The sequence below is a fragment of the Pseudomonas sp. GM74 genome (assembly GCF_000282455.1).
Classification (GTDB): domain Bacteria; phylum Pseudomonadota; class Gammaproteobacteria; order Pseudomonadales; family Pseudomonadaceae; genus Aquipseudomonas.
This window is the reverse complement of sequence record NZ_AKJG01000076.1, coordinates 1-12,111: the sequence shown is the minus strand read 5'-3', so window position 1 is coordinate 12,111 and position 12,111 is coordinate 1. Positions and strand designations below refer to the sequence as shown.

At 62.5% G+C, this 12,111-nt stretch carries 13 protein-coding genes; 7 read left to right on the top strand and 6 right to left on the bottom strand.

The window, feature by feature from the left end:
* Window positions 1-10: 10 nt before the first annotated feature.
* A complete protein-coding gene (locus tag PMI34_RS11740; protein ID WP_008050815.1) occupies window positions 11-598 on the bottom strand; it encodes a LysE family translocator in 588 nt (195 codons plus the stop codon).
* Between the two features lie 86 nt (window positions 599-684).
* On the bottom strand, window positions 685-2,016 hold the full coding sequence (locus PMI34_RS11745) for an aminotransferase-like domain-containing protein (protein ID WP_008050814.1): 1,332 nt from the start codon (window positions 2,014-2,016) through the stop codon (window positions 685-687).
* 89 nt (window positions 2,017-2,105) lie between these two features.
* On the opposite strand from PMI34_RS11745, the gene PMI34_RS11750 reads away from it, so the two are divergent.
* The 5 genes from PMI34_RS11750 (at window position 2,106) to PMI34_RS11770 (ending at window position 6,390) form a co-directional block, all read left to right on the top strand.
* The gene (locus tag PMI34_RS11750) at window positions 2,106-3,002 is read left to right on the top strand and encodes a DMT family transporter (RefSeq protein WP_008050813.1); all 897 of its coding nucleotides are present in this window, start codon (window positions 2,106-2,108) and stop codon (window positions 3,000-3,002) included.
* Between the two features lie 91 nt (window positions 3,003-3,093).
* The gene (locus tag PMI34_RS11755; protein WP_008050812.1) at window positions 3,094-3,714 is read left to right on the top strand and encodes a LysE family translocator; all 621 of its coding nucleotides are present in this window, start codon (window positions 3,094-3,096) and stop codon (window positions 3,712-3,714) included.
* A 123-nt stretch (window positions 3,715-3,837) separates the two neighbouring features.
* On the top strand, window positions 3,838-4,920 hold the full coding sequence (locus PMI34_RS11760; protein WP_032829714.1) for a bifunctional transcriptional activator/DNA repair enzyme AdaA: 1,083 nt from the start codon (window positions 3,838-3,840) through the stop codon (window positions 4,918-4,920).
* 35 nt (window positions 4,921-4,955) lie between these two features.
* The gene (locus PMI34_RS11765; protein ID WP_008050810.1) at window positions 4,956-5,768 is read left to right on the top strand and encodes an isocitrate lyase/PEP mutase family protein; all 813 of its coding nucleotides are present in this window, start codon (window positions 4,956-4,958) and stop codon (window positions 5,766-5,768) included.
* A gap of 4 nt (window positions 5,769-5,772) precedes the next feature.
* Complete coding sequence (locus tag PMI34_RS11770) at window positions 5,773-6,390, top strand: DNA-3-methyladenine glycosylase family protein (protein ID WP_008050809.1); 618 nt, start codon at window positions 5,773-5,775, stop codon at window positions 6,388-6,390.
* A 115-nt stretch (window positions 6,391-6,505) separates the two neighbouring features.
* On the opposite strand, the gene PMI34_RS11775 is transcribed toward PMI34_RS11770, so the two are convergent.
* The 3 genes from PMI34_RS11775 to PMI34_RS11785 all read right to left on the bottom strand — a co-directional run bounded on the left by PMI34_RS11775 (window position 6,506) and on the right by PMI34_RS11785 (window position 9,700).
* Window positions 6,506-7,603: an extracellular solute-binding protein gene (locus tag PMI34_RS11775; RefSeq protein ID WP_008050808.1), complete on the bottom strand. Its 1,098-nt coding sequence runs from the start codon at window positions 7,601-7,603 to the stop codon at window positions 6,506-6,508.
* Between the two features lie 2 nt (window positions 7,604-7,605).
* A complete protein-coding gene (aguA, locus tag PMI34_RS11780; protein ID WP_008050807.1) occupies window positions 7,606-8,715 on the bottom strand; it encodes an agmatine deiminase in 1,110 nt (369 codons plus the stop codon).
* 100 nt (window positions 8,716-8,815) lie between these two features.
* The gene (locus tag PMI34_RS11785) at window positions 8,816-9,700 is read right to left on the bottom strand and encodes a LysR substrate-binding domain-containing protein (RefSeq protein ID WP_008050806.1); all 885 of its coding nucleotides are present in this window, start codon (window positions 9,698-9,700) and stop codon (window positions 8,816-8,818) included.
* A gap of 183 nt (window positions 9,701-9,883) precedes the next feature.
* On the opposite strand from PMI34_RS11785, the gene PMI34_RS11790 reads away from it, so the two are divergent.
* Window positions 9,884-10,372 carry a GFA family protein gene (locus PMI34_RS11790; RefSeq protein ID WP_008050804.1) on the top strand — a complete coding sequence of 163 codons (489 nt, stop codon included), beginning with the start codon at window positions 9,884-9,886 and terminating at the stop codon, window positions 10,370-10,372.
* 65 nt (window positions 10,373-10,437) lie between these two features.
* Here PMI34_RS11790 and PMI34_RS11795 read toward each other — a convergent pair whose 3' ends face one another.
* On the bottom strand, window positions 10,438-11,046 hold the full coding sequence (locus PMI34_RS11795) for a tRNA-(ms[2]io[6]A)-hydroxylase (protein ID WP_008050802.1): 609 nt from the start codon (window positions 11,044-11,046) through the stop codon (window positions 10,438-10,440).
* 160 nt (window positions 11,047-11,206) lie between these two features.
* Here PMI34_RS11795 and PMI34_RS11800 point away from each other — a divergent pair, with 160 nt between their 5' ends.
* Window positions 11,207-12,070, top strand: a complete 864-nt coding sequence (locus PMI34_RS11800) for a universal stress protein (RefSeq protein ID WP_008050800.1) — start codon at window positions 11,207-11,209, stop codon at window positions 12,068-12,070.
* Window positions 12,071-12,111 lie beyond the last annotated feature (41 nt).

Here is a 12,111-nt window from a genome sequence, read left to right as displayed (position 1 = left end):
GTGCCTGCCATTACGGCAGCAACAGATACACCGCACTCACCACCAGCAACAACGCCATGGCGCGATTGAACAGGCGCATACCCGCTGCGTTGTTCAGAAAACCGCGCAAAAACGTCCCGGCATAGGCCCAGCAACCGACTGACACATAGCAAATCACCAGATAAATCGCGGCGAACTGCCAGACCAGGCGCGCCTCGCCATCGGCGACAAACGCGCCCATGCCGGCCACGCAGGCCAGCCAGGCCTTGGGGTTGAGCCATTGCATGACGGCGCCATACAGCATCGACGGCGCCTGGGCCGACTCACTGGCCTGCACCTGCCCATTGTCGGCCGCCAGCTTGAAGGCCATGTACAACACAAAGGCCACCCCCGCCCATTGCACCACCCGGGTCAGCGCCGGCCACTGTTGCAACAACTCATGCAGGCCCAACCCCATCAACACCAACAACAAGACAAACCCCAGGGTGGCCCCGGCCACGTGACGCTGGCTGGCCCGGAAACCAAAGCGTGCGCCGGAGCTCAACGCCACAATATTGACCGGCCCCGGCGTGATGGAAGCGACCAGCGCAAACGCTGCCATGGACATCATCAGACTCATTGCACACCTTCTTCCATCGAATTGAACAAGGCCCTCAAGGTAAAGAGCCGAACGGCTCGCGTATTGAAGAAAACTGCCCTGCACCGCTACGAGTAATAGCCAACGACGTTTTTAACCTTGCCCAGGGCTATCCGCAGTGAATCCATGTCCACCGAACCCAGCGCCAGGCGTATCGCATGCGGCACATGGGCCGAAATAGCGAAGGGCTCGGCCGGCGACACTGACACCTGCTCGCGCATCAACGCCATGGCGATCCGGTCGGCACGGGCGTCTTCCGCCAACGGCAACCAGATGAAGTAGGAATTCGGGTGACTGATGGTCCTGAGCCCTGCCAGCACCTCGCGGGCCAAGGCTTGCCGAGCCCGGGCGTCCGCGCGCTTTTGCTCCTCCAGTTGGCTGACAGTACCGTCGTCGAGCCAGGCGGTGGCGATGGCAGTCATCACGCCCGGGGTGTTCCAGGTGGTCGCCATGATGGTGCGTTCGAAGGCGGCGACCCATTGCGCGGGCGCGGCGATAAAACCGACACGCAACCCGGTGGCGACATTCTTCGACAGGCCGGACACGTACACCGTCCTCTCCGGCGCCAGCTCGGCCAACGGTGGCGGTACGTTTTCGGCCAGGAACGCGTAGGCGGCGTCCTCGACGATCGTCAGGTCATGCCGACGCGCAATCGCCACCAACTGCCCGCGCTGGTCGAGGTTCATCACCCAACCCAGCGGGTTATGCAAGGTCGGCATCGAGTAGACGGCACGTACCGAACGGCTGCGGCAGAGTTTTTCCAGGGCAGGCAGATCAGGCCCGGTATCGGTGACCGGAATCGGCAAGACTTCCAGGTGCAATGTTTCGGCCAGGGTCTTGAAACCGGGATAGGTCAGCGCATCGGCGGCAATCACATCACCGGGCTTGAGCAACGTCATCATCGCCACCGCCAGGCCATGCTGGGCACCGCTGACGATCAACACCTGTTCGGCCGGCACGCTCAGCCCGCGCTCAAGCAGATGGCGCGCGACCGAGGCCCGCTCGTGCAGGCGCCCCGCGTGGGGCTGATAGCGCAGGAGGGACTCCAGGTCACCGGACAGCGCCAGTTGACGCAAGGCCGTGCGCAACAGGTCGGCCTGACCGGGCAATGACGGGTAGTTGAAATTCAGGTCGATCATCCCCGCCGCCACCACGTGCTGCGAGATGCCCTGCCCCGGCGGCAGCGAGGTTTCCCTGACAAAGGTCCCGCGTCCGGTTTCGCCGCTGACAAGGCCCATGCCCTCCAACTCGGCATACACCCGGCTGGCGGTGACCAGCGCCAGACCGTGCTCCGTGGCCAGTTGCCGGTGAGTCGGCAGACGCGTTCCAGGCGGCAAACGCCCGCAACGGATGTCCGCGGCAAAGGCATCCACCAGTGTTTTGTAGCGGGATCGAGGCATGTCGAGATGTATCCATGACAATTTTTTGATTGTATCGATAGTCGCTCATAGGATGAGTTTCAAGCAATCAGACAATGAGCGTGAGCCAAATGGAACGGACCTCGAACCTGCAACACCGGACGCTGGAAAACAGCACCAGCGGCTGGATCAACGGCCTGATCGGCGTGGTGATCTTCAGCGGCTCACTGCCGGCGACACGGGTGGCGGTGCTGGAGTTTGACCCGGTGTTCCTGACGGTCGCCCGCGCGACCATCGCGGCTGTCCTGGCGCTGTGCCTGCTGGGGTTGTTCAAGGAAAAACGTCCCGCGCCCCAGCAACTGATACCACTGGCCATCGTCGCCCTGGGCGTAGTCATCGGCTTCCCTCTGTTGACCGCACTGGCGCTGCAATACGTGACGTCCGCGCACTCGATCGTCTTCGTCGGCCTGTTGCCCCTGGCGACAGCAGTGTTCGGCGTCCTGCGCGGCGGCGAACGACCACGGGCGGCATTCTGGATCTTCTCGGTGCTGGGCAGTTTGCTGGTGGTCGGGTTTGCTCTGTCCCAAGGGCTGACCGCGTCCCCCCAAGGCGACATCCTGATGCTGCTGGCCATCCTTGCCTGCGGCCTGGGTTATGCCGAAGGCGCGAAGCTGTCGCGCACGCTGGGTGGCTGGCAGGTGATCAGCTGGGCGCTGGTGCTGTCGCTGCCGGTCGTGGTGGCGCTCAGCTGGATGCGCATGCCGGCCTCGTTCAGCGGCATCAGCACGCCGGCCTGGTTCAGCCTGGCTTACGTCTCGCTGTTCAGCATGCTGATCGGTTTCGTGTTCTGGTATCGCGGGCTGGCCCAAGGGGGCATCGCCGCCGTCGGGCAATTACAGTTGCTTCAGCCTTTCTTCGGGCTGACCCTGGCCGCCACCCTGCTGCATGAACATGTCAGCGTAGGCATGCTGGGTGTCACTGTCGCCGTGATCCTTTGCGTGGCCGGGGCGAAGAAATTCGCCAGATAGCCCCCTGTACGGTGGTTTGCGCCCATGACTGTATGGGTCTGGCCACCGCTGAGCCGTGATAAAAATAGCGTTCTTGCTACAGGAGCCCACCATGGACCTCGCCACCCTCACACTGTTCCTGCCGGCCTGCTTCGCCCTCAACATGGCACCCGGCCCCAACAACCTGCTGTCGGTCAGCAATTCGACCCGCTATGGCTACCGCACCGCGTGTGTGGCCGGCATCGGCCGGTTGCTGGCGTTCGCCGGGATGATTGCCCTGGCCTCGGCGGGGTTGGCGGTGGTGCTGCAAACCTCTGAACTGCTGTTCTACGCCATCAAGATCCTCGGCGCTGCCTACCTGTTCTATCTCGCCTGGCAATTGTGGCGCGCCGATCCTGGCGTCGAAAATCTGGTCACCACAGCCCCCGTGGGCACGCTGGCACTGGCTCGGCAGGAATTCCTGGTCGCGGCCGGCAACCCCAAGGCGATCCTGATTTTCACCGCGTTCCTGCCACAATTCGTCGACTCGACCCACGCCATTGCACCGCAGTTCGTGGTGTTGGGGGCGCTGTTTCTGGTGCTGGAATGGATCGCCATCGGCGCTTACGCCTACATGGGCCTACACATGCGCCGCTGGTTCGCCCGGCCGTCGGGCAAGCGGATGTTCAACCGTTGCTGCGCCGGGTTGCTGTCGGCGGCGGCATCGGTGTTGCTGATGGCGCGACGCGCCTGAAGGCTTTGCACTTGCTCAATGTGGGAGCGGGCTTGCTCGCGAAGGGTGAAATCAATTTCCAGTCCGGAATTCGCTGTCGATTTTCCGGTGGAGGTCGCCCATGACGCGATCTATGCTGCGCCCATGAACCTACAAAAAACGCTGCTTCCGCCCCGTGCCGAGATGGTTCGCGCCATGCTCGAGCGAGACACCTCCTACGAGGGGGTGTTCTTCACGGCGGTCAAGACCACAGGCATCTTCTGCCGCCCCGGTTGCACTGCCCGCAGCCCGAAGCCTGAGAATGTCGAGTTCTTTGCCAACGCCGAACAGTGTCTGGCGGCGGGTTATCGCGCCTGTCTGCGCTGCAAACCGCTGGACACCGCCGCCAGCGCGCCGGACTGGGTGCAGGCACTGTTCAAATCGGTAGACGCCGACCCGGAGCAGCGCTGGACTGACGCCCAGCTGATGGCCGCTGGCATCGAACCACTGAAACTGCGCCGCTGGTTCAAGCAGCATTTCGGCATGACCTTCCACGCCTGGCTGCGCGCCCGGCGCCTGGGCATGGCGTTGGGCGGGATCAAACAGGGCGACTCCATTGATGACGTCGCCTTCGATTCCGGCTACGAGTCCCTGAGCGGATTTCGCGACGCCTTTCAGAAATCATTTCATATCACCCCGGGCAGGTCGGCCAACAGCGAGCCGCTGCTGTTCACGCGCCTGACCACGCCGCTGGGGCCGATGATCGCCATGGCCGAACGGCGCGGGCTGGTGCTGCTGGAGTTTCTCGACCAGGCATCGCTGAACCCTGCGGTCCAAGCGCTGCAAAACCGTTTCGGTTATGCCGTGGCGCCGGGGCACAACGCGCATTTGCAGCAGATCGAAGCGCAATTGTCCGCGTACTTCGCCGGCACGCTCACTGAGTTCAGCGTGGCCTTGCACATGCCCGGTAGCGAGTTCTCCCGCCGGGTCTGGGCTGAACTGGCGAAGATCCCCTACGGCCGGACCACCACCTACGGCGCCATCGCGGCGAGCCTGGGCAAGCCCGGTGCCAGTCGGGCGGTGGGCCTGGCCAACGGGCATAACCGCTTATCGATTGTCGTGCCCTGCCACCGGGTGATCGGTGCCGACGGTTCGTTGACCGGCTACGCTGGAGGCCAGCCGCGCAAGGCGTTTCTGCTCAGGCTGGAAAACGCCGCGGTGCAGTTCACGGAGCAACTGGCGTTCTGATCCCCCCACAGATTTTTCATAAGGAAGGAAACTCGATGGACAGGCTCGACAATCAACTGCACCAACTGCATCACGAGGGTTTGCTGATCCTCACCAACGTCGCCGATGCCGCCGGGGCGCGGCTGGTGGAGCAACTGGGCAACAAGGCCGTGGCCACCAGCAGCGCGGCGGTGGCCTGGGTGCATGGCTATCCGGACGGCAACACCCTGCCCCTTGAGCGCCTGGTCTCGACGGTCGAATCGATTGCCCGGGTCATTTCGGTGCCACTGACTGTGGACATCGAAGCCGGTTATTCCGATGACCTGGAACGGGTGGCCCAGGTGGTTGATGCGGTGATCGCCGCCGGCGCTGTCGGGATCAATATCGAAGACGGTTCCTCACCGCCGGAGTTGCTGGTACGCAAGATTGAGATCGCGCGCCAGGTGGCTGACCGACGCAACGTGAACCTGTTTATCAATGCACGTACCGATGTCTACCTGCGGGGTCTGGTGCCCGCCGAAGATCGCGTCGCCGAAACCCTCAGGCGCGCTGCGCTGTATCAGGCGGCTGGTGCCAATGGCCTGTTTGCGGCGGGCGTAACCGCCGAGTACGAGATCAAGGCGCTGTGCCACGGCACCTCGCTGCCACTGAATGTGCTGGGGTTCCCCGGCCTGCCGTCGCCCGAAGCGCTTGAGGCACTGGGCGTACGCCGTCTGACCGCCGGTTCAGGCATCGCCGAATTTCTCTACGGCGCCATGGCCGGCATCGCCAAAAGTTTTCTGCAGACCGGCCGGTTCGATACCCACGACCTGAAGGCCTTGACCTATGGCGAAGTGAACGCCCTGTTGAAACCGTCCGGGAATGCCTGAACCCATGGCCGACGGCTATCGGGCGGCCAGTGCGTTCCTGGCCTCCATCGATGAAGACTGGCGCCACCACATCGACGCCATCGGCCCGTGCCTGCACCAGCCCCATGCGGCCCGTGACCCGTATGAGTCGCTGGTGCGGGCGATTGCCTATCAGCAACTGCACGCCAAGGCCGGCGATGCGATCGTCGGCCGGCTGCTGGCGCTGTTCGGTTCAGGCTCGTTTCCCAGGCCTGAACAGATCGTCGCCACGGATTTCGACCGACTGCGCAGTTGCGGGTTTTCCGCGAACAAGATCACCACCATTCAAGGCATCGCCCAGGCGTCGCTGGACGGCGTGGTGCCGGATTATGCCACGGCGCTGGCCATGGATGATCAAGCGCTGATCGAACGCTTGATCACCTTGCGTGGCGTGGGTCGCTGGACCGTGGAGATGCTGCTGATCTACAGCCTGGAACGCCCGGATATCCTGCCGGCCGATGACTTTGGCGTGCGTGAGGGCTATCGACGGCTCAAGGGGCTCCAGGTGCAGCCGACGCGCAAGCAGATGATCGAGATCGGGTTGGCGTGGAGCCCCTACCGGACGGTAGCCTCCTGGTATTTGTGGCGGGTGCCCAACAAATAAACCGCGTTATCGTTCTTCGCGAGCAAGCCCGCTCCCACATTCGATCGCATTCCAACTGTGGGAGCGGGCTTGCTCGCGAAGGCGTCAGCCCAGTCAATACATCACCCGAAACTGATCACAACCCCGACTTCAACCGACTGAACGCCCGAATCAAAGCCCGGTTGAACGCCTTGCCATTGTCATTCTTGCTGTACAGCGAAGCCCTGACCGCCGCCGTCGGGTACGTCCCCGGATCATTGCGAATCGCCGGGTCGATCAAGTCGTCCGCCGCCGTGATCGCATTGGCGTAATGGATGGTGTCGGTGATCGGCGCGATCACTTCCGGAGTCATCAAGTAATCCATCAGCGCCAGGCCGGCCTTCGGGTGCGGTGCGTCCTTGGGAATGACCATGGCATCGAACCAGATCAACGTGCCCTCCTTCGGAATCCGGTACTTGAGCGAATACGGCTTGCCCGCCGCCTCTGACTGGCCCGCCGCGATGGCCACGTTACCGTTCCACGACATCGCCACGCAGGTATTGCCGTTGGCCAGGTCGCTGATGTTCAGGTCATTGTCGAAGTAGCGAATGTAGGGCCGAATCTTCGCCAGTTGCTGCTCGGCCAGCTTCAGGTCATCGAGGTTCTGGCGGTTGATGTCCAGGCCCATGTACTTCATGACCGCCGCAAACACTTCATTGGGATCGTTGAGCAGGCTGACCCCGCAATCGGCGAATTTCGAGACGACGGCCGGGTCGAACAGCATCGCCCAACTGTCTGTCGGCGCGTCGGGCAGGCGTTTTTTGACCGCCTGTTCCTGATAGCCCACGCCCGTGGTGCCCCAGGCGTAGATCCCGGCATGGCGGTTGCCCGGATCGAACGCCGCCATGTGCTGGCGGAACTCCTCGCCGACCTCGGCGAAATGCGGCAGTTGCTGTTTGTCGATCGTCTGCACCGCGCCACTCTCGATGGCCCGGGACAGATGCTGCCCCGCCGTCAGCACCAGATCGTAGCCACTGCGGCCAGTGAGCAGCTTGGTCTCGACGGTTTCCAGGGAATCGAAGTGGTCGGCCACCACATGGATGCCGGTTTTCGCTTCAAAATTCTTCAGGGTGTCCGGGGCCAGGTACTCGCCCCAGATGTACAGGTTGACCACCGGTCTGGCGGTATCGGCGGCCTGCACACACAGGGGTGCAAGCACCAGCAGTATTGCTTGAGTCAGTTTGTGCAGGCCCATGATCACACTCCTTTGCCGGCGTACTGCGGCATGGTGATGCACGCGACGTTGCCGCCACCGAGGAGGATTTCCCGGGAGTTTTCGATGCCGACGATGCTGTGTTTCGGGAACAATTCGGCCAGGGTCGCCAGCGCCACCTTGTCGTTGCGATCACCGAACAACGGCACCACGATGGAGCTGTTGCCGGCGTAGTAGTTGATGTACGACGCGCAGATCTTCGTCCCGGCCTGGCGGGTATGGGTGCTGTCCTGCTGGTCCAGGCCTTCGGCTTCTTCGGCCGTCCACTCCAGCACATCCGGTTGCGGCAGCTTGTGCACGATCAATTCGCGGCCCCGACTGTCGCGGGTGCTGCGCAGGATGTCGTAGGCCTCCTGATAGATTTCCCACTGCGGGTCATCGCGATTGTCGGTCCATTGCAACACCACTTCGCCAGGACGTACGAAGCACGCGAGGTCGTCGACATGACCATCGGTTTCGTCGAACTTGCAGCCCCGTGGCAGCCAGATCACTTGCTCGGCGCCGAGGTAGTCGGTCAGGCGGCGGGTGACTTCGTCCTTGCCCAGATGCTGGTTGCGGTTGCGGTTGAGCAAGCACTGTTCGGTGGTCAGGATGCTGCCCTGGCCATCACTCTGGATGCCGCCCAGTTCGGCAATCAACGGCGCGCGATAGCGGTCGAAGCCTTCGATTTCGAGGATTTTGCTGGCGATCTGGTCGTCCTTGTCCCACGGGTAGTACAGGCCACCGTCGAGCCCGCCATAAGCGTTGAATTCGAAGTCGACGCCGCGCACCTCGCCGCTCCGATCGTTGACCACAAAACACGGGCCGCTGTCGCGGAACCAGGTGTCGTTGCAGGTCATTTCCACCACACGCACCTGCGGCGGCAACTGACGTCGGGCGGTGGCGAACTGTGCCGCCGAAGCGCACACGGTGACCGGCTCGCTCATGGAAATGGCAGTGACGATCTGCACCCAGACTTTCTGCGCCGGCTTGGCCCCGTTGCGCCAGACGTCGGTGCGCTCCGGCCAGCCGAGCCAGCAACCGGACTTGGCTTCGAATTCGCCGGGCAGACGGAAACCGTCCTGTTTGGGGGTGGTGTCGAGCAAGCGGGCCATGGTCAAACCTCTTCAGCGGGGATTGGAATGACCACAGGCTAAGGGCGTTGGCGACTGGCTCGCCAACGATGATTATTTCGGAATACTTGAATCTAACTCATCAATCGAGCAACTGATCATTGAACCATTCCAGCATCTGCGCCACTGCCGGACGCTCCAGCCGCACCCGTTCGCACACCAGCGCATATTGGCCCAAAGCGGTCATGCTCGACGTAAATGGCCGTACCAGCCGACCGCTGAGCAAATCTTCCTGGGCCGTCAAGTTGTCGCCCATGGCCACACCCTGCCCTTGCGCGGCCGCTTCGAGTGCCAGTCCGGCATGAGCAAAATACAGCTGCCGGTCGGGGCGCTGATCGCCGGCATGGCTGGTGAGCCACGCGGTCCAGGTCTTGCCGTCCTGGTCGTCGTGCAGCAGGCAGTGACGTGCCAGATCCTTCGGGGTTTTCAGCGTGCCCTGGTTGAACAGGCCGGGACTGCACACCGGGAAGAACTGCAACGCCGGCAGAGGCCGGACGAAATACGCGCTGCTGTCCACCGGGCCGGTGCCGTAGGTGATTGCCAGGTCGATGTCCTCCCCGGGCGCCGTGGCGTCGATCGGCTGTTCGTACAGGTGCAAGGTGATGTGCGGATAGCGCGCGTAGAAATCGGTGAGCCGGCTCATCAACCACTTTTGCGCCAGCTCGGCGGTCACCGCCAGACGCAACACCGCCAGGGATGACGGATCACGCAGTTCATCGCAGGCATCGCCAATCAGTTCGAAAGCCTGCTGCAAGCTCTGCATCAGGCGCCCGGCGGCCAGGGTCGGGCGAATCTGCCGGCCCTCGCGCACGAACAGCGGCACGCCGAGCTGCTCTTCGAGCTGACGGATCTGGTGGCTGACTGCGCTGTCGGTGACACACAGCTCGGCCGCTGCCCGACCGAAATGGGCGTGGCGGGCAGCGCATTCGAAGGTTCGCAGGGCTGCCAGGGAAGGTAATCGTCGCATCAGGTCATGTCCCCGTTTCGAGGTGGACATGCTGACTTGGCCGTTGGTGGGCGTCCAGTGGGACCGCGTTATCGTTCATCGCGAGCAAGCTCGCTCCTACAGGGATCACCGCCAGACACAGAGCCAGGGTAACCCCGACGGTCTAGGCTGTTCCGGGTACGCTCAAGACAGCCGGAGGCCCCCATGCAACTCGAAGGTTCCTGCCATTGCGGTGCGGTGTCGTTCAGTTTGACCAGCGCCCACCCCTACCCTTACCAGCGTTGCTACTGCTCGATCTGCCGCAAGACCCAGGGTGGCGGCGGCTATGCGATCAACCTCGGTGGTGATGCCGCCAGCCTGAAGGTGCGCGGGCGCAAGCACATTGCGATCTACCACGCACGGCTCAAGGACGAAGGTGACAAACGCGCCCACAGCAGCACGGCCGAGCGGCATTTCTGCTCGGTCTGCGGCTCGGGTTTATGGCTGTTCAGCCCGCAGTGGCCGGAATTGATTCACCCGTTTGCCTCGGCCATCGACACGCCGCTGCCGGTGCCGCCGGAGCACACGCACCTGATGCTGGGTTCGAAGGCGCCGTGGGTTGAGGTCCAGGCGCAGCCAAGGGATAAACAGTTTGATGTGTACCCCGAAGAGTCCATCGCGCAATGGCATGAACGCCTGGGTTTGAACCGTTAGCTTTTGTGTTGCTGATGGCCCCTTCGACTTGCTCGCGAAGGCGTCCGCAAAACAACACCGAATAATCAGGCCGCCGCAGGCACACCGCTGTGAAAACGAAATTCCACATCCGGCGACTCGATCAGTTCCTGTTCGGCGGCGCGGACCTTGTCGATCACCAAGGCGATGTCCTTGGCATCGCCGTACTGGTACGCCAGTTTCAGGTAACCCTGGAAATGCCGGGCCTCGCTCTTGAGCAGACCGAAATAGAACTTGCCCAGCTCTTCGTCCAGATGCGGCACCAGTGCTTCGAAACGCTCGCAACTGCGGGCCTCGATGAACGCCCCTACCACCAATGTGTCCACCAGTTTCACCGGCTCGTGACTGCGTACCACCTTGCGCAGCCCCGACGCATAGCGCCCGGCGGACAGTTGGCGCAATTCGATCTTGCGCCGCTTCATCAAGCGCATGACCTGTTCATGGTGCACCAGCTCTTCCCGTGCCAGGCGCGACATCATGTTGATCAGATCGACGTGGGAGTGATACTTGGCGATCAGGCTCAACGCGGTGCTCGCCGCCTTGAATTCGCAGTTCTTGTGGTCGATCAGCAGGGTTTCCTGATCGGCCAGCGCGGCCTGGATCCAGCCGTCGGGGGTGCGGCAGCCAAGGAACTCGTGAATTTCGGGAAGGATCATGGGGCTCACGGAAAATAGGTTCAAAACGAAGGGCGCCGATTATACCGGCCTGCCCGCAGACCACCAGTCGCCAACCGTTGATATGCATCAAGTCCCCGAATCGCAGACAGCAACTATAGTTGTGCAACGCCGTGCTTTTTAATTTCAGGAGATCCCGCACATGCAAGCCGTTCGCAGCATTCTGGTGGTCATCGAACCCTCACCGGATGAGAGCCTGGCCCTGGCCCGCGCCAAATTGATCGCCTGCAAGACCCAGGCGCACTTGCACCTGCTGGTCTGTGACAAGAAGCATGATCACTCCGATCACCTCAGGGCGCTCAAGGACGAGCTGCTGGAAGTCGGCTACAGCGTCACCACCGAGCAGGCGTGGCGCGACACCCTGCATGACACCATCGTCGACGTGCAGCAGGCTGAAGGCTGTGGGCTGGTGGTCAAGCAGCACTTTCCCGACAGCGCGCTGAAAAAAGCCCTGCTAACCCCGGATGACTGGAAACTGCTGCGCAGCTGTCCGGCGCCGGTACTGCTGGTCAAGACCTCCGGTTCCTGGCAAGACAAAGTGATCCTGGCGGCCATCGACGTGGGCAACGCCGACGACGAACATCGCCACCTGCACAACACCATCATCGATCATGGCTATGACATCGCCGGCCTGGCCAAGGCCCACCTGCATGTGATCAGCGCCCACCCGTCGCCGATGCTGTCGGCGGCCGACCCGACGTTTCAACTCAGCGAAACCATCCAGGCGCGCTATCGCGAACAATGCAAGGCGTTCCAGGCGGAATTCGACATTGACGATGATCACCTGCACATCGAGGAAGGCCCGGCGGACGTGCTGATTCCGTTCATGGCCCACAAGCTGCAGGCAGCCGTGACCGTCATCGGCACCGTGGCGCGCACCGGGTTGTCAGGGGCCTTGATCGGCAATACGGCGGAAGTGGTGCTCGATTCGGTCGAGAGCGACGTGCTGGTGCTCAAGCCGATGGAAGTGGCGGATCATCTTGAGGAAATTGCCGACAAGCATTGAGATTTTTGCTGTTTGGCCGGACGCCATCGTCGGAACGCCGC